This is a genomic window from Luteibacter sp. TLI7-4A, assembly GCF_056754745.1.
On sequence record NZ_JBPGWO010000001.1, the window covers coordinates 4,045,816 to 4,061,928 of the forward strand.

A 16,113-nucleotide genomic window follows, 5' to 3' on the forward strand; every position below is an offset into this window, starting at 1 on the left:
CAATCGGGTTGCCGTTATCGACGCGCGTCGACAAGTTATCCCCTCCTGTTCAGGGCTATCCATCAGACGATTCTGAAAAAGCGTCACCTTCGCCATGGCGAGTGAAGCTCGTCGGGGTTGTCTGATATCGCGCGCCGGTGCGCGCCGTATGGGAGCGTCAGCCCAGGCCGAGATGTCGCGCCACCTCTCTTGCGATAACGGCCGTTTCGCGAAGAGGCGCCTGCGTGGCGGGGGTATTCGCATCGATGTCGTGCAATAGCCCCGCGGCGCGCAGTTCATCGTGGAAGCGAGCGAGTTTTCCTCGCAGGGACGCCGGAGCGGTCGTGTGGACGGGACATCCCGTGGCACAGGCTTCCGAGAGCATGTTCACCGAGTCCGGCGTCACGACCAGCCGGTCGGCCCAGCCGAGAATGCCGGGGTAGGGGTTCGCGCCATCGGCGCTGCCGGTCCAGACCACGCCCGGCAGGCCGGCGAAGATCTCGCGGATGCGAGGCAGGATGGCCGACGGCGTGCGCCGCGATACCGCGACGAGGATCGAACCACCGTCCAACGCGTGCCGGGTACGTATCGCGGCGAGGAAGGCGTCTGCCTCGGCCGGGTCGAATGGCGTGCCGTGCCGGTCCCCGCCGATCAACACCCCCAGTCGCGGCCGGGGCAACAGGGCGAACTGAGCGAACGCATCGCGCCCGTCGGCGAGCCACGCGTCGTCGATGGGATTCAGCGACCCCAGCGAATGGAGTACGTTGTCGCCACTCAAGCCATCGTGCCGGGGCGTGACCACGAGGTCCCAGTGCGCCGGATCGATCCTGGGGTCGAGTATCTGCACGGTGAGGCACCTCCCGCCGGACCAGCGACGGATCTGCCGGGTGGTCCAGGCGGCCTGGCGACCGCAGCCGATCGCCAGTTTCGGCCACGGCGGCAGCAGGCTGTCCTCGTTCCGGCCGAGCGCCAGCCGCGCGCCCGGCAGGTTCCGCGGCGCCAGCCACGACCAGGGCGCGCGCAACTGGACGACGATCTCGCGGATCGCCGGCGTCAGCGCCTCGGCCAGGGCGAGGGCCTGGCGCCGGTTGCCGGCGGCGCCATCGGTCACCACCCAGCAGGACTCGCGCGACGGGGTGTTCACGTGGCGCTCCCGCCGCCGATTGTTATCGATTTCGGCACAGTTCGTTCCCTGGCAGACTGGTCCACGATCGCGTCGTGACGCTTACACTGTTGTGATCCCGGTGCTCCGGTAGAACCCACTGTACAAGGATATCCATGAGTGCTCCGTTGACCGATGCTTCGCTCGACCAGCTTTTCCTCAAGGCCCGCACCTACAACGCGTGGCTGCCGAAGGAAGTGACCGACGAACAGCTCCACCGGCTGTACGACCTGGCGAAATTCGGCCCCACCGCCGCCAACTCCTCGCCGATGCGCGTGGTTTTCGTGAAGTCCCAGGACGCGAAGCAGCGCCTCAAGCCCCACCTTTCCGAGACCAACGTCGAAAAGACCATGCAGGCACCGGTCACCGCGATCGTCGCCACCGATTTCGCCTTTTACGAGAAGCTGCCCAAGCTGTTCCCGCATGCCGATGCGCGTGTATGGTTCGTCGGCAACGAGCCGATGATCCAGTCGTCGGGTACGCGTAACGGTTCGTTGCAAGGCGCCTACCTGATCATGGCCGCCCGCGCGTTGGGCCTGGACTGCGGCCCGATGTCGGGTTTCGACCAGGCCGGCGTCGACGCCGAGTTCTTCGCGGGCACCCAGGTCAAGTCGAATTTCCTGGTCAACATCGGCTACGGCGATCCCGGCAAGAACCTGTTCGAACGCCTGCCTCGCCTGGACTTCGACGAAGCCGTACGAATCGCCTGACTCTTCCCGCGGTGACCGCACGGTCCCGCTGTCACCCGCCGTACCCACCTCACTGCAGGAGATACACCATGCGTGCTCTTCGTTATGTCGCCCTCGCCGCCCTGTTGGCCACCGCCGGCAGCGCCGTCGCCGCCCCGGTCACCTACACGCTCGACCCGGGCCATACGATGGTCCTGTTCAGCTGGAACCACTTCGGTTTCTCCAATCCGACGGCCAACCTCGGCCAGGTCCAGGGCACCCTCGTCTATGACGAAAAGGATCCGTCCAAGGCCACCGTCGAGGCGACCCTGCCGCTCTCCGGCCTCGACAGCTTCGTGCCCAAGCTCGACGAGCACCTGAAGTCGGCCGACTTCCTCGACGCCGCCAAGTACCCCACCGTCACCTTCAAGAGCACCAAGGTCGTGCCGGCGGGCAAGGGCAAGCTGAAGGTCACCGGCGACCTGACCGTCCACGGCGTGACCAAGCCGGTCACCCTCGACGTCAGCCTGAACAAGGTCGGCCCGCACCCGATGATGAAGGTGCAGACGGTCGGCTTCGACGCCACCACCACGATCAAGCGCTCGGATTTCGGCGTGGGCGCGTATGTGCCGAACGTCTCCGACGAGATCAAGATCCGCATCACGACCGAAGCGCACGACGCCTCGGCCGAAAAGAAGTAAGCCGGCCGCCCCTGCCGGGGCATCGGAAACCCGCGCCGGCGACGGCGCGGGTTTTTTCGTTTCCGGCGGGCCATCGCGTCCTGCCGCATCGTCACGCCGGGCATTTCGTTCCTGCTAACATCGCCTTCTATCCCCGGTTCCACCGCATCGTCGGAGTTTTCCCATGCGCCCCAATCCCGCGGCCGCCCCGCTGATCCCGGCGAACGCCGAAAATCGTTACGAAGTGACCCGCGCCGACCTGCCGCTGTCCTGTCCCATGCCGGGCATGTACCTGTGGAACTCGCATCCGCGTGTCTACCTCTCCATCGAGGACGACGGCGGCACCTCGAAGTGCTCCTATTGCGGCGCGACCTACGTCCTGAAAGACTGATCGGCCCCCGCGCGGGCATGTTTCGTGCATTGCCTTCGTACCCTCTCAAACGGACCGACCCATGGCCACCGTCTCTCCCAATCGGACGATGACCGTCGTACAACTCATCCCCGCCCTGTATTCGGGTGGCGCCGAGCGCTCGACCCTGGAAATCGCCAGGGCCCTGGTCCAGGCCGGTCATCGCTCGATCGTCGTCTCGGCCGGCGGGCGGATGGTCGAACAGCTGGAGGCCGAAGGCAGCGAACACATCGCCTTGCCCATCGGCAGGAAGTCTTTCGCCACCCTGTTCACCGTGGGCAAGCTGCGCCGCGTGCTGCGCGACATCCAGCCGGACATCGTGCACGCCCGCTCGCGCCTGCCGGCCTGGATCGGCTGGTGGGCGATGCGGGGCGTCAAGCCGCGCCCGCACTTCGTCACCACCGTGCACGGCCTGAACACGCCAAGCCGCTACAGCGCGATCCTCCTGCGCGGCGAACGGGTGATCGTGGTCTCGCAGACCCTGCGCGACTATGTGCTGCGCCACTATCCCAAGGATATCGAGACCTCGCGCATCACCGTGATCCCGCGCGGAATCGATACCGACGCGTTCCCCTACGGTTACCGCCCGGACGACAGCTGGCAGCGCGCGTTCTTCGAGGAATACCCGCAGCTGGCCGGTGCGCCACTGCTCACCCTGCCGGGACGGGGCACGCGGCTGAAAGGCCATGCGGATGCGATCGAGCTGATCGCCGACCTCACCCATCGGGCCATCGACGTCCGCCTGCTCCTGCTCGGTGCCGACGAACCCGGTCGCGAGGCCTATGTGGCCGAGCTGCGCAACCTGATCCACCAGCGTGGGCTCGACGACAAGGTGGTGATTTCGCCGCAGCGGTCGGACGTGCGCGATATCTATGCGATGTCGACGCTGGTGCTGCAGCTTTCCAGGCGCCCCGAGTCGTTCGGTCGCACGGTGGTGGAAGCCCTGGCGCTGTGCCGTCCGGTGATCGGCTACGCCCATGGCGGCGTGGGCGAATTGCTGGCCGAACTCTATCCCGCCGGCCGCGTCCCGCTGGGCGACCGCGAGAAGCTGGTTGAACGGGCCGCGGAGCTGCTTCGCTTCGCCCCGTCCATCCCGCCGCCGCGCAGCTATCGCCTGTCCGACATGCAATCGGCCACCCTGGCGTTGTACGCGGAGGTGGTGGAAGGCGTGCCAGCCGCGTGAGCGGGCCTAGCTTCGGCGCGGCGATCCGGGCGGGGCTTGCCTCGCCGCTGCTGCCGGTCTGGCTGGTACCGGCCTTGCTGCCGTTCGGACGCAGCGCCGAACTCGGGGTCTTCCTCGCCCTCATTGGCAGCATCCTCCTGCTCGTGCGCGAGCCCCAGGCGCTGCGCCATCATCCGGGCGCGAAACTGTTCCTGTGGTTGTTCCTGGCCTATGCCGGAGCCGCGCTGGTTTCCGCGGTGGACGCGGTGGCGCCCGGCAAGAGCTGGGGCACGGTCGCCGGCATCCTGCGCTTCGCCCCGTTGGGCGTGTACGCCTGCTTCGCCGTGCGCCGGCCGGGAAAGGTCCATGCGCTTTACCTCGCCACGGCCGCGGTGGTCGCGGTCTGGGTGGCCGATGCCTGGGTGCAGGCGCTCACGGGCTACGGGTTGGCGGGAGCCTCGGACGCGGAGCGGCTCTCCGGCATCTTCGGCGCGGACAACCTGAAACTCGGCCCCGCCTTGTCCGCGTTGGCACCGTTCCTGTTGTGGGCCGCTGGTGAACGCTGGGGCCGGCGCGGGCTCATCGCCGCCTTCCTGTTCGCGCTGGGGCCGGTGCTCTTGTCCGGGTCGCGCGCCTCGTGGCTTTGCTACGCCATCGTCACGCTGTGCTTCGTCTGGCGCGAAGCCGGGTCGTTCCGCCGCTTCGCGATGGCGTGCGCCGCTGCCGGAGTGGTCGTGGCCCTTGCCCTCGTGCTGGCGTGGCAGGTGTCGCCGCGCTTCCGCGATCGCGTGGCGCATACGCTTCCGGCATTGTCGGGCACCTCCGCGGGCATGGACGCGGCACTGACGGGTCGCCTCGATATCTGGACAACGTCGCTGCGCATGTACGCCGCGCATCCGGTGAACGGCGTGGGCGTGCGTGGCTTCCGCGTCGCCTATCCTTCACTGGCCTCACCGGGCGACCACTTCCTGACGATCGAGAAATGCGGGGAAGGCGAGGGCGCCTGCCACGCGCACCAGGTCGTGCTCGAGGTCGCCACGGAAACCGGCACCCTCGGCCTCCTGGCCTGGTTCGCTGCCGCCGTGTACGCGATGCGCGCCTGGTGGCGTGCCGGTGCGGTCGCCCGTGCGCGCGCATTTCCGCCGACGGTGGCGCTGGCCGCCATCCTGTTTCCCTTGAATACCCACATGGCGTTCTATTCGGCATGGTGGGGCCTGCTGGCGGCATGGTTGCTGTCGGTGTGGTGCGCGGCCCTGTTCGCCGACCTTCCCGATGTGGAGGCCAGGCATGTCGCGTGAGCCGCTATCGGTCGTCGTCACCACGTTCGACAACGCGGCCACGATCGGGGCGTGCCTGGCGTCGGTGGCTTTCGCGGACGATATCGTCGTGCTCGATTCCGGTTCGACGGATGGAACCTGCGACATAGCGGCCGGCCACGGTGCCCGTGTGCATGTGCAGCCGTTCGCCGGTTACAGCGCCCAGAAGCAGGCGGCGATCGACCTGGCCCGGCATCGATGGGTATTGCTGCTCGATTCCGACGAGGCGGTACCTGCGATGGCCGCGGAACGCATCCGTGCCGCGCTCGACGCGCCGGAAGCCGCCGGTTACGTGCTGCTCCGCCGCGAGTGGGTGTTCTGGCGCTGGCAACCGGAGCGAGCGCGGCTCAACCACTACGTGCGCCTGTTCGACCGCACGCGGGCGCGCATGAGCGGTCACGAGGTGCATGAAAGCGTCGTCGTCGATGGCCCCGTGCAGCGGCTGGATGCGGTGATCGACCACCATGGCGAGCGCGACATCGAAGGACGCGTCGACAAGGCCAATCGTTACTCGTCGTTACAGGTGCGCGACCGGCATACCCGTGCACCCCGCTTCCTGCGTACGCGGATGGTGTTCTACCCGGCGGTGGCGTTCGCCCGTTACTACTTCTGGCGCGGTCACTGGCGCGGCGGCTGGGCGGGCTTCGTCGCGGCGCGCGTGCACGCGTTCTATGCGTTCCTGAAGTACGCCAAGCTGTACGAACTGCGCCGGTCAGGCGGCCAGCGCGACGGCCGCGGCCCGCTCGAAACCGAACGCGGCGACGACTAGTTCGCAAGCCTCGCGGCGCAAGGCCTCGCGACGGCGGAACTCGCTGCGGCGCTTGCTTTCGATCTCCGATGCGCAACGCACGGGTTCGCGTGGAGGAAGCTCGTAGAAGCCGTCTTCACCGGCGACCCCGTCGGACTCGATCCAGAAGGCGTCGTAGTCGGCCTTCACCTTGTCCGGAATGCCTGCGAACACATGGGCGGCGTTGCCGATACCGAGCACGCGTTCCACCGCATAGGCGTCGGCCAGGGCGCGGATCATCGACAACAGCAGGTTCTTCGGGCGAAGGCCGTGGCATTGGCGCGTGAGTTCGCGCACGACATCGCGGCCCGCGTTGTTCGCGGCGCCTTGCAGGCAGCCGATGACGATCGTGCGGCCTTCATCGATGAAGGAGATCGTGGCGTACGAGATCTGCAGCCCGCTCTCGTCGGTGAGCGAAAGACTGAGTTCACCCTCGCGGCCCCGGCGCAATGGCGCCTTGACGATCAGTGAAAGCGCGCCGCCGTCGCGCAGCGTCACCCGTCCGGCCAGCACCTGGCGCTCGCGGTAGAGGGTGTGGAAGAACGGACGCGGAAACCGAGCCAGCGCGAAGTCGTAGTGATCGCGCAGCGCCTTCAGGCGACGCTCCCTGCTCCACGCCTTGCTGATGTAGCGATGCTGGTAGCGCTCTATCAGTACGCTGTCGACGGAGGAAATGCCGGCCATCGGCGGCTTCTCGAGAAAGGCCAGCCATGCATCGTGCGCGCGCCACCGGGACACGCAGCGCAGCGCATAGGTGAGTACCGCACCGATGGCATGCGTGCGCGTGCTGTGCCATCCGGCACGGCCGCGTAGTGATCGCGCGAAACGAAAAAACGACTGCATGGCAAAGGTCCGTCTTGTGGGCACGACGCACTTTCTACGCTGGCGTTTTTTCGCGAGGCTTTCGTTATTTCGGACGAAAGGTTCGTCGTTGTGCAGGCGTTATGCATCACGAAAGATCAGGGAAAGTCCGATGAAAGCTCGCGACTTGCCTGTGAGTCGTTTCGGGTGTCCGGTGGCTCAGTAGATCTTCGGCTCGCCCGGGGGACGGGTCTTGAAGCGCTTGTGCACCCAGAGGTATTGCTCGGGGGCTTCGCGGGCCATTTGTTCGATCTGCGCGTTCACCCGCGCCGTGTCGAGGGCGGCGTCCTTGCTGGGGAAATCTTCCAGCGGCGCGTCCAGGCGCATCGCGTAGCCGGCGTCGCCGGGCAGGCGGCGATGGAAGAAGGGGATCACCAGCGCGCCGGACAGCCGGGCGAGGTGGTGCGTGGCGGTGATCGTCGCCGCGGGCACGCCGAAGAACGGGACGAAGACGTTGTCCTTGCTGCGCATGTCCTGGTCGGGCGCGTACCAGAGCGTGCCGCCCGCCTTCAGGTATTTCACCGTGCCGCGGATGTCGTCCTTCTCGAACATCGCGTCGGCGTAGTGCAGGCGCGAGCGAAGCACGGTGAATTCGAAGACGTCCGAATCCATCAGGCGGTACATGCCGGCGATGCGGATGCGCTGGGAAACCAAGCGCGCGCACAGTTCCAGATGCGAGAAATGGCCGCCGACGAGCAGGACGCCACGGCCGGCGCGGCGTGCCGCCTCCAGGTGCTCCAGTCCTTCCACCGTGACCGGCACGCGCGCGATGGCGCGGTCGGACCCCATCCAGCCGAGGGCGAACTCGGCCAGCATCATGCCGACGTCGCAGAGGTTGGCACGGACCAGCGCCTGTTGCGCGGCCGGGTCCAGTTCCGGGAAGCAAAGCGCGATATTGGTCGCCGCGATGCGTCGCCGCTCCGGGTTCAGGTGCAGGGCCAGGCGGCCCGCCAGCCGGCCCAGGCGCATCAGCAGGCGGAAGGGCAGGCGCGCGATCAGCCAGATGAAGGCCACGCCCAGCCACGCCGGCCAGTGGCTGGGCGTGAGCAGGCGGCGCGTGAGATGGGGGCGGGGCATACCGGGCATGGCCGGTCATTGTAGCGAATGGGGGCGGCTATACTGCCCGGTCGATGGCAATACCAGGGATCCGCGTGCTGCTGCGCCTGCTCTACAACTTCGCCATGTACCTGTTCACGCCGCTGGTGATGCTCCGCCTGATGGCGCGTGGCATGCGTTATGGCGACTACCACGTGCGCTGGCGCGAACGCTTCGGCCGCTTCCGCGAACCACGGCTGGCCGGCTGCCTCTGGGTGCATGCGGTATCGGTGGGCGAGGTGAATGCGGCCGAGCCGCTGGTGAAGGCGCTGATGGAGGCCTACCCGCAGGCACCGATGCTGGTGACCACGGTGACTCCGACAGGCTCGGAGCGTGTCCGCCAGCTCTTCGGCGACAGCGTGCACAGTGTCTACCTCCCTTACGACCTGCCGTTCGCCGTGAAGCGTTTCCTGCGCAGCACCCGGCCGCGGCTGGCGGTGATCGTGGAGACGGAGATCTGGCCGAACCTTTATTTCGCCTGCCGCCGCCACGGCATTCCGCTGCTGATCGCCAACGCGAGGCTTTCCGAGCGTTCGTTGCGCGGCTATGCGCGGATGAGTTCGCTGGTGAAGCGCGCGTTGCGTTGCGTCAGCCACATCGCCGCGCAGTCGCGTACCGACGCGGCGCGCTACCGCCTGTTGGGCGCGGAGCCCAGCCAGCTCACGGTCTGCGGCAACCTCAAGTTCGACATGCCCGTGCCGCAGGCCGCACTCGAGGCGGGCACGGCGATGCGGGAGGCCTGGGGGACCGGGCGTCCCGTATGGATCGCCGCCAGTACCCATGAAGGCGAAGAGATGTGCGTGCTCGAAGCCCACCTCGACGTCATGCGCCGCCTGCCCGACGCCCTGCTGCTGATCGCCCCGCGTCATCCCGAGCGCTTCAAGGCCGTGGAGGCGTCCGTGCGCAGCCTGGGATTCCAGGTCGCCACGCGCAGCGGTGACGGCGTTCCCAGCCACACCACGCAGTGTTTCGTCATCGATTCGATGGGCGAGTTGCTGCGCTTCTTCGCTTCGGCCGACGTCGCCTTCGTGGGCGGTAGCCTGGTGTCGATCGGCGGCCACAACGTCCTCGAACCGGCGGCGCTGGGCAAGCCCGTGCTGGTCGGTCCGTACACGTTCAATTTCGAGGAAATCACCCAGGCCCTGCTCGACGAAGAGGGTGGGCAGCGGGTGAACGATGGCGACGAGCTTGGCGAACAGGTGCTGTCGCTGCTGCGCGATCCTGTCCGGCGTCGGCACATGGGCGAGGCGGCACGTCATGTGTTCGACAGCGAGCGGGGCTCGGTCGGCAAGGTGATGAAGCTGGTCGACAGCCTGCTGCAGGAATAACCGCGCCCGCCATGTCCTCGACGGCGGGCGCGGCTTCGGCGATGGAGCGGGCCGTTGCGTTACCGCAGGATCGAGGCGCCAGGGCGCGAGAGGTCAGCGACCGGCCGCGGCGGAACCTCGGGGCGCGTCGGTTTGCACACGACGGTGGCCTTCAGGAAATGCATGTTGGCCGCCGCGCCCCAGCCACCGATGTAGTCGTAGCGCACGCTGGCGACAAAACCGCCTTCCGCGTCGCATTTCCTGGGAGCCTCGGCCATGACGTGGTCGTAGGCCTGTCGCTTGCCGCTGCCGTGGTAGGTCAATTCGTACTCGTACGGTTCGTACGGATCGGATTCGGCGTTCGCGGCCGTGGCGAAGGAGGCCAGCGCGAGGGCGCCGATGAGGAAGGGGATTTTCATGATCGTCCTTGGTCGTGATCGCCCGGAACGGGCTGACGAATGATGTATCCAGCGCAGTGGCGCCAATGCAGGCGATAGACTCAGGAAGCTGTAGTCCGATTCCGGAGCGATGCCAAGGCAAAGCTAAGGAAGTGACGGGAGCCGACCCTGCCGGCGATGGGTGCTTGCCTCGACTGGCCCGCTGCCGCGGGATCGCCGACAGGGTCGGCTCCCGCCAAAGATCATAAAAAAGGGCCCGCGTTCATCACGCGGGCCCTTTTCTTCTTCCATCGCGCGCCTGGCGAAATTACTGCAGCAGCGCGTTGATCGCTTCGAGGTCCTTCACGTCCACCGTGCCCGCGGTCTGCTTGAGCAGCAGCTTGTCGAGGATGAACTGATGGCGGGCCTGCGAATAGTCGCTGAGCGCCTGGGTGAGGTTCTGCTGCGCGATCAGCACGTCGACGATGGTGCGCGTGCCGACTTCGAAGCCGGCCTGCGTGGCGTCGCGTGCGCTTTCGGACGACTCGACGGCCGCCTTGGTCGCCTCGACCTTGCTGATGCCGGCGACGACCGAGCGGTAGTAGTTCAGCGTGTCGCGCACGACCTGGCGGCGGGACGACTCCAGGGAATCCTGTGCCGCGTCACGCTGGTAGATCGACTGGCGCACGCGGGACTGGGTGGCGCCGCCGGAGAAGATCGGCACGTTGAGGGTCAGGCCCACGCTGGTCGCTCCGCGGCCGTTGCTGCTGCCGAGCGTGCCCGCGCTGGAAGCGGTGCCGGCGTTCTGCGTCCATGCCGTGCTCTTGCTGTAGCCGACCGTCGCATCGAGCGTGGGCAGGTGGCCGGCGCGCGCGGACGAGATGCTGTGCTCCGCCGACTCGACGTTGTACTGCGAGGCGATGATGGTCGGGTTGCTCTTGACCGCCTCGGCCACCCAGGCTTTCGGATCGTTGGGCGAGGGCGGGTCCATCGGCAGCTGCTCGCGCAGCTTCTTCAGGTTGTCGGCCGGCTTGCCGGTGATCTGGGTGAGCGCCTCGCGCGAATCCGCCAGCGTGTTCTCGGCGGTGATCACCGCGGCCACGGCGGTGTCGTGCTGGGCCTTGGCGTCCTGCACGTCGGTGATCGCGGAAAGGCCCACGTCGAAACGCTGCTGGGCCTGTTCGAGCTGGCGGGCCAGCGCCTGCTCGTTCGCCTTGGCGAAGGTCAGGGCGTCGTCGTTGGTCAGCACCTGGAAATAGGCGGTGGCGACGCGGGTGGCGAGCTGCTGCAAGGCCGCCTCGTAGGTGGCGTCCTGCGCCTCCGACGAGGAGCGCGCCGCCTTCAGGTCGGCGTACTTGCTGAAGTCGACCACGCTCTGGCTGATGGTGGCGCCCAGCTCGCGGGTGCGGGTGTGTCCCGCATCGGAGGTGAGCACCGGGTTGCCGGCGCCGTCGACCACCGGATTGCCGGCGGCGTCGGTGACGATCGAGCGGGAGGGCCCGTTCGGGTCGCTCTGGTTAAGGCTGAGCTGGGCATTGATCTGCGGCAGCAACAGCGCGCGGGCCTGCGTCACGCTCTCGCCGGTGGCGAGACGGGTGGAGTCGGCCTGCGACAGCACCGGGTCGTTGGCCCGTGCCTGCCGGTAGGCGTCGAGCAGGTCTTCCGCATGGCTCGCGAACGGCATCGCGGCCAATGCCAGCGCGACGGTGAGCAGCTTCAAGCGCATGGTTTCGCCTCGTGGGTGATAGGGAATCTGGTGGGTCAGAGCACGAAGCGCTTCACCGGCGCGGCATGCGCCAGGTAGGGAAGGTCCGTTTCGAACAGCGACTCCTCGCGGAAGCGGCCCTCACCCTCGTGGGTAAGGAGCACCGCCGTTTGCGCGGGTGAGTCGCCGCGTACCACGAACATGCGCCCGCCAGGCTTCAGCCAGCGCACGAACTTCTCGGGCACCGTGTGCACGGCTCCCGTGACCACGACGGCGTCGAAAACGCCCGTGGGCTTGTAACCGTTGACGGCCTCGGCGGTTTCCAGCGAGACGTTCGTCACCACCGCGGCGGCCAGGCGCTGGCGCGCGGCCTCGACGAAATCGGCGTGCATGTCGATGCTGGTGACCTTGCCAGCCAGGCGGGCCAGGCAGGCGGTGAGGTAACCCGAACCCGTGCCGATCTCCAGGACCTCGTCGGTCTTGTTGAGCGCCAGGGCCTGGAGCACGCGGCCCTCGATCACTGGCTTCATCATCACCTCGCCATGCCCAAGGGGCAGGGTGAGGTCGGCGAATGCCACGTTCCGGTGGGCCGGCGCAACGAAATCCTCGCGGCGCACGATCTTCAGGGTCTCGAGGACGTCGGCGTCGAGGACTTCCCAGGGGCGAACCTGGTTCTCGACCATGTTCTGCCGCGCCTGCTCGAAATTCATCGCCATGTGTTGGATCCCGTACGAAAGCTGCAAAAAGATTCGGAAGGATAAGCGCTTAGCGCCCGTTTTCCCAATGTGTTAAGGCTGCGGTGCCGACGCCATCCGGCGAAGTGCCGGAAGTCACCGGACCGGCCTGACGGAAGTCATGGTCCACGCCGCCGGTAACGTACGCCGGCGCCTGAACGGGCGCCGGCGCCCACCCTTGGCCGCCATGGGTAACCGCCCGAACGCCCCCACTTGTCATTCTAAGGTAGACGAGCGGTGCGGCCAGCGTTTTTCCGGCCTGCTGGAAATAACTGAACCGCTGCGTATAATAAAGTCATAATTTCTGTTTGTGAAGGTGCAGCCATGAACGCCAGCCCGAAACTGAAGACCCAGGGTCCGGGGCGTCCGAAGGACATGGAGAAGCGCGCGGCCATCCTCGACGCGGCCAAGTCGCTCTTCACCCATGGCGGCTTCGCGGGCACCAGCATGGATGCCGTCGCGGCTTCCGCCGGCGTTTCCAAGCTCACCGTGTACAGCCATTTCGGCGACAAGGACAACCTCTTCCGCGAGGTCATCCGCGCGCACGTGCAGGAACGCCTGCCGGACGACCTGTTCGATTTCAATCCGGGCGCCGACATCCGCGTCACCCTGACCAACATCGCCAGCCGCCATGCGGCGATGGAAACCAACACGGAATCGGTGGGCACCTTCCGCGCGATCCTCTCCGACTGCCAGTCGGGCGGCAATCCGCGTTTCGGCCGCCTGGTATGGGAAGAGGGTCCGGCGCGCATGCACAAGTTGATGCAACGCCTGCTCGAGGGCGCCGCATCGCGCGGTCAGCTCGACATCCCCGACGTGTCGCGTGCCACCACCCAGTTCCTCGCCCTGCTCAAGGGCGACCTCCTGATCCGGCGCCTGTTCGGTTGCGAAGACTGCGCCGTGCAGTTCGCCGAAGAGGTCAAGGCCAATGCCCTGGCCGCGGTGGACATGTTCATGCGCGCGTACTCGCCGCGCCACGTGAGCGTCTGACGCTCGCTTCCCGGCCCGCTTCGTGGTTGAATCCCCGGCGAAGCGGGGGTGCCCATGCGATACGCGCGGGCTGAGAGAGTCCCTTCGAACCTGATCCGGTCCGTACCGGCGTAGGAAGCTTCGTCCACGGTCGACGTGCGTGCCCTCCTGGCACGTGTCGTGCCTCGTGACGGCGCCGTCCGCTTCTCCCTTCCCCTGTGAGGAACGAGAAGCCGATGAATGCCTTGCCCACCGACCTGGCCCGCGCCGCGCGCGAGCTGTCCCAGTCCGTCACCGCGCCGATCGCCGGCTCCCGAAAGATCCACGTCACCGGCAGCCGGCCCGACCTGCGCGTGCCGATGCGCGAGATCGCCCAAGCCGCCACGCCCACCTTGTTCGGCGGCGAGGACAATCCGCCGATCGTCGTCTACGACACCTCCGGCCCGTATACCGATCCGGGACACGTGGTGGACCTGGCCGCCGGCTTGCCAACGTTGCGCGCGACCTGGATCGCCGAGCGCGGCGATGTCGAGCGCCTGGACGGGCTGTCGTCGAGCTTCGGCCGGAACAGGGCGAGCGATCCACGGCTGGATGCCATCCGCTTCGCCTCCGCGCGTGCGCCGTTGCGCGCGAAAGCGGGCGCCAACGTCACCCAGATGCACTATGCGCGGCGTGGCATCGTCACGCCGGAGATGGAATACATCGCCATCCGCGAGAACCAGCTTGTCGATGCGCTGGCCGACAGCACGCTGCGCATGCAGCACCCCGGCGAGGCCTTCGGCGCCTCGCTGCCCGCGCGGATCACCCCGGAATTCGTGCGCGACGAGGTCGCGCGCGGTCGCGCGATCATCCCCGCCAACATCAATCACCCGGAAGCCGAGCCGATGATCATCGGCCGTAACTTCCTCACCAAGGTCAACGCCAACATCGGCAACAGCGCGGTGAGCTCGGGCATCGCGGAGGAAGTGGAGAAGCTGGTCTGGGCGATCCGCTGGGGCGGCGACACCGTGATGGACCTCTCCACGGGCAAGCACATCCACGAGACGCGCGAGTGGATCATCCGTAATTCGCCGGTGCCCATCGGCACCGTGCCGATCTACCAGGCGCTGGAGAAGGTCGGTGGCGTGGCGGAGGACCTCACCTGGGAAATCTTCCGCGACACGCTGATCGAGCAGGCCGAGCAGGGCGTGGATTATTTCACCATCCACGCCGGCGTATTGCTGCGCTTCGTCCCGCTCACGGCGAAGCGCGTCACCGGCATCGTCTCGCGCGGTGGCTCGATCATGGCCAAGTGGTGTCTTGCGCACCATCGCGAGAATTTCCTCTACACGCATTTCGAGGACATCTGCGAGATCATGAAGGCTTACGACGTGTCCTTCAGCCTCGGCGACGGATTGCGTCCGGGGTGCGTGGCCGATGCGAACGATGCCGCGCAGTTCGGCGAACTGGATACGCTCGGCGAACTCACGCAGCTGGCCTGGAAACACGACGTGCAGTGCATGATCGAAGGCCCCGGGCACGTGCCCATGCATCTCATCAAGGAGAACATGGAGCGCCAGCTGGAGAAGTGCCATGAAGCACCGTTCTATACGCTGGGACCGCTGACCACCGATATCGCGCCCGGATACGACCACATCACCAGCGCGATCGGCGCGGCGATGATCGGCTGGTTCGGCACCGCCATGCTTTGCTATGTCACGCCGAAGGAACACCTGGGCCTGCCCAACCGGCAGGACGTGCGCGATGGCATCATCGCGTACAAGATCGCCGCGCACGCGGCCGACCTCGCCAAGGGCCACCCGGGCGCGCAGGTGCGCGACAACGCCTTGTCCAAGGCCCGCTTCGAGTTCCGTTGGGACGACCAGTTCAACCTCGGCCTGGACCCGGACAAGGCGCGCGAATTCCACGACGAGACGATGCCGAAGGACGCGCACAAGTCCGCCCATTTCTGCTCGATGTGCGGGCCGAAGTTCTGCTCGATGAAGATCACCCAGGACGTGCGCGACTACGCGGCGGAACAGGGCGCGATCGCGCTGGCCGAGCGCGGCATGGCGGAGAAGTCGGCTGAATTCCTGGCGCAAGGCGCGGAGGTCTACCACAAGGCATGAGTGCCGGTGCTCCGGCGACAGCCGGTTCCCTGGTGGGGACCGATGTGCCCTGCCGGTGACAGCAGGTGCTCTGGTGACGGCCGATGCCGTGGTGGGAGCCGCTTCAGCGGCGATCCCGCCGTCATCTTCACCCGCCCTTCCCGGCAGCGGTCCTAACGTTCCCGCCATTCCTACCCACTCTCCCGAGGAGACAGGCAATGGCCAACGGCAAGCCCTTCGTCAGCGACATCGAGAACATCCGCAAGCGCGCCCGTGAACACATCGACCGTGGCGCCGTCACCACGGGATACCGTGCGGATCGCGAAACGGTGATCAAGCTGCTCAACGAAGCGCTGGCCACGGAAATCGTCTGCGTGCTGCGTTACAAGTATCACTACTACATGGCGCCGGGCATACATTCGCAAAGCGTGAAGTCGGAGTTCCTCGAACACGCCAACCAGGAACAGGCCCACGCCGACCGCATCGCCGAGCGGATCACCCAGCTCGACGGTACGCCGAACTTCAACCCGGAAGGCCTGCTGTCGCGCAGCCACGCCGACTACGTCGAAGGCACCACGCTGGTCGAGATGATCAGGGAAGACCTCGTCGCCGAGCGCATCGCCATCGACAGCTACCGCGAGATCGTGCAATACATCGGCGACGACGACCCGACCACCCGGCGCATCATGGAGGACATCCTCGCGCAGGAGGAAGAGCACGCCGAGGACATGGCGACCCTGTTGGAGAACCTTGGCGCCAAGGGCGAGCCGGCGGCACCCTCGTCGCATTGACGGTAAGCTAGGCGCCCACGTTCG

At 66.9% G+C, this 16,113-nt stretch carries 16 protein-coding genes and 1 riboswitch; of the genes, 10 read left to right on the plus strand and 6 right to left on the minus strand.

Features of this window, described 5'->3' with window-relative positions:
• Positions 1-157: 157 nt before the first annotated feature.
• Positions 158-1,123, minus strand: coding sequence for a mitochondrial fission ELM1 family protein (locus tag ACR9Y6_RS17720; RefSeq protein WP_481282478.1), 966 nt, complete (start codon positions 1,121-1,123; stop codon positions 158-160).
• A gap of 134 nt (positions 1,124-1,257) precedes the next feature.
• Between ACR9Y6_RS17720 and ACR9Y6_RS17725 the strand changes: the two genes are divergently transcribed.
• The 6 genes from ACR9Y6_RS17725 (at position 1,258) to ACR9Y6_RS17750 (ending at position 6,145) form a co-directional block, all read left to right on the plus strand.
• Positions 1,258-1,851 carry a malonic semialdehyde reductase gene (locus ACR9Y6_RS17725; RefSeq protein WP_371022534.1) on the plus strand — a complete coding sequence of 198 codons (594 nt, stop codon included), beginning with the start codon at positions 1,258-1,260 and terminating at the stop codon, positions 1,849-1,851.
• A gap of 68 nt (positions 1,852-1,919) precedes the next feature.
• Positions 1,920-2,510, plus strand: coding sequence for a YceI family protein (locus ACR9Y6_RS17730; protein WP_481282479.1), 591 nt, complete (start codon positions 1,920-1,922; stop codon positions 2,508-2,510).
• 163 nt (positions 2,511-2,673) lie between these two features.
• Positions 2,674-2,880, plus strand: coding sequence for a zinc-finger domain-containing protein (locus ACR9Y6_RS17735; protein ID WP_429199074.1), 207 nt, complete (start codon positions 2,674-2,676; stop codon positions 2,878-2,880).
• Positions 2,881-2,941: 61 nt separating this feature from the next.
• Complete coding sequence (locus tag ACR9Y6_RS17740) at positions 2,942-4,081, plus strand: glycosyltransferase (protein ID WP_481282480.1); 1,140 nt, start codon at positions 2,942-2,944, stop codon at positions 4,079-4,081.
• On the plus strand, positions 4,078-5,358 hold the full coding sequence (locus ACR9Y6_RS17745; protein WP_481282481.1) for an O-antigen ligase family protein: 1,281 nt from the start codon (positions 4,078-4,080) through the stop codon (positions 5,356-5,358). The genes ACR9Y6_RS17740 and ACR9Y6_RS17745 overlap by 4 nt, the downstream gene beginning before the upstream one ends.
• Complete coding sequence (locus ACR9Y6_RS17750) at positions 5,348-6,145, plus strand: glycosyltransferase family 2 protein (protein ID WP_481282482.1); 798 nt, start codon at positions 5,348-5,350, stop codon at positions 6,143-6,145. The genes ACR9Y6_RS17745 and ACR9Y6_RS17750 overlap by 11 nt, the downstream gene beginning before the upstream one ends.
• On the opposite strand, the gene ACR9Y6_RS17755 is transcribed toward ACR9Y6_RS17750, so the two are convergent.
• The gene (locus ACR9Y6_RS17755; protein WP_481282483.1) at positions 6,089-7,006 is read right to left on the minus strand and encodes a DUF535 family protein; all 918 of its coding nucleotides are present in this window, start codon (positions 7,004-7,006) and stop codon (positions 6,089-6,091) included. The genes ACR9Y6_RS17750 and ACR9Y6_RS17755 overlap by 57 nt on opposite strands.
• A gap of 177 nt (positions 7,007-7,183) precedes the next feature.
• A complete protein-coding gene (gene lpxL / locus ACR9Y6_RS17760; protein WP_481282484.1) occupies positions 7,184-8,110 on the minus strand; it encodes an LpxL/LpxP family Kdo(2)-lipid IV(A) lauroyl/palmitoleoyl acyltransferase in 927 nt (308 codons plus the stop codon).
• Positions 8,111-8,181: 71 nt separating this feature from the next.
• On the opposite strand from lpxL, the gene waaA reads away from it, so the two are divergent.
• Complete coding sequence (gene waaA / locus ACR9Y6_RS17765) at positions 8,182-9,447, plus strand: lipid IV(A) 3-deoxy-D-manno-octulosonic acid transferase (protein ID WP_481282753.1); 1,266 nt, start codon at positions 8,182-8,184, stop codon at positions 9,445-9,447.
• A 59-nt stretch (positions 9,448-9,506) separates the two neighbouring features.
• Here the strand turns inward: waaA and ACR9Y6_RS17770 are convergent, their stop codons facing one another.
• From ACR9Y6_RS17770 to ACR9Y6_RS17780, 3 genes are all read right to left on the minus strand, one after another.
• On the minus strand, positions 9,507-9,845 hold the full coding sequence (locus tag ACR9Y6_RS17770; protein ID WP_481282485.1) for a hypothetical protein: 339 nt from the start codon (positions 9,843-9,845) through the stop codon (positions 9,507-9,509).
• Between the two features lie 286 nt (positions 9,846-10,131).
• Entirely contained in the window at positions 10,132-11,529 is a 1,398-nt protein-coding gene (locus ACR9Y6_RS17775) for a TolC family outer membrane protein (protein ID WP_481282486.1), read from the minus strand.
• A gap of 35 nt (positions 11,530-11,564) precedes the next feature.
• Positions 11,565-12,224, minus strand: a complete 660-nt coding sequence (locus tag ACR9Y6_RS17780; protein WP_481282487.1) for a protein-L-isoaspartate O-methyltransferase family protein — start codon at positions 12,222-12,224, stop codon at positions 11,565-11,567.
• Positions 12,225-12,566: 342 nt separating this feature from the next.
• Here ACR9Y6_RS17780 and ACR9Y6_RS17785 point away from each other — a divergent pair, with 342 nt between their 5' ends.
• The 3 genes from ACR9Y6_RS17785 to ACR9Y6_RS17795 all read left to right on the plus strand — a co-directional run bounded on the left by ACR9Y6_RS17785 (position 12,567) and on the right by ACR9Y6_RS17795 (position 16,089).
• Positions 12,567-13,232 carry a TetR/AcrR family transcriptional regulator gene (locus tag ACR9Y6_RS17785; RefSeq protein ID WP_371022545.1) on the plus strand — a complete coding sequence of 222 codons (666 nt, stop codon included), beginning with the start codon at positions 12,567-12,569 and terminating at the stop codon, positions 13,230-13,232.
• A gap of 34 nt (positions 13,233-13,266) precedes the next feature.
• Positions 13,267-13,366: riboswitch (TPP riboswitch) on the plus strand.
• A gap of 81 nt (positions 13,367-13,447) precedes the next feature.
• Positions 13,448-15,319, plus strand: coding sequence for a phosphomethylpyrimidine synthase ThiC (gene thiC / locus ACR9Y6_RS17790; protein ID WP_481282488.1), 1,872 nt, complete (start codon positions 13,448-13,450; stop codon positions 15,317-15,319).
• A gap of 197 nt (positions 15,320-15,516) precedes the next feature.
• A complete protein-coding gene (locus tag ACR9Y6_RS17795) occupies positions 15,517-16,089 on the plus strand; it encodes a ferritin-like domain-containing protein (RefSeq protein WP_481282489.1) in 573 nt (190 codons plus the stop codon).
• Positions 16,090-16,113: the final 24 nt, after the last annotated feature.

Bases quoted from the DNA above. Each gene is read 5' to 3' on its own strand.
- ACR9Y6_RS17725 (WP_371022534.1), top strand. From the start codon at position 1,258: ATGAGTGCTCCGTTGACCGATGCTTCGCTCGACCAGCTTTTCCTCAAG.
- ACR9Y6_RS17730 (WP_481282479.1), top strand. From the start codon at position 1,920: ATGCGTGCTCTTCGTTATGTCGCCCTCGCCGCCCTGTTGGCCACCGCC.
- ACR9Y6_RS17735 (WP_429199074.1), top strand. From the start codon at position 2,674: ATGCGCCCCAATCCCGCGGCCGCCCCGCTGATCCCGGCGAACGCCGAA.
- ACR9Y6_RS17740 (WP_481282480.1), top strand. From the start codon at position 2,942: ATGGCCACCGTCTCTCCCAATCGGACGATGACCGTCGTACAACTCATC.
- ACR9Y6_RS17750 (WP_481282482.1), top strand. From the start codon at position 5,348: ATGTCGCGTGAGCCGCTATCGGTCGTCGTCACCACGTTCGACAACGCG.
- ACR9Y6_RS17755 (WP_481282483.1), bottom strand. From the start codon at position 7,006: ATGCAGTCGTTTTTTCGTTTCGCGCGATCACTACGCGGCCGTGCCGGA.
- lpxL (WP_481282484.1), bottom strand. From the start codon at position 8,110: ATGCCCGGTATGCCCCGCCCCCATCTCACGCGCCGCCTGCTCACGCCC.
- ACR9Y6_RS17770 (WP_481282485.1), bottom strand. From the start codon at position 9,845: ATGAAAATCCCCTTCCTCATCGGCGCCCTCGCGCTGGCCTCCTTCGCC.
- ACR9Y6_RS17775 (WP_481282486.1), bottom strand. From the start codon at position 11,529: ATGCGCTTGAAGCTGCTCACCGTCGCGCTGGCATTGGCCGCGATGCCG.
- ACR9Y6_RS17780 (WP_481282487.1), bottom strand. From the start codon at position 12,224: ATGGCGATGAATTTCGAGCAGGCGCGGCAGAACATGGTCGAGAACCAG.
- ACR9Y6_RS17785 (WP_371022545.1), top strand. From the start codon at position 12,567: ATGAACGCCAGCCCGAAACTGAAGACCCAGGGTCCGGGGCGTCCGAAG.
- thiC (WP_481282488.1), top strand. From the start codon at position 13,448: ATGAATGCCTTGCCCACCGACCTGGCCCGCGCCGCGCGCGAGCTGTCC.
- ACR9Y6_RS17795 (WP_481282489.1), top strand. From the start codon at position 15,517: ATGGCCAACGGCAAGCCCTTCGTCAGCGACATCGAGAACATCCGCAAG.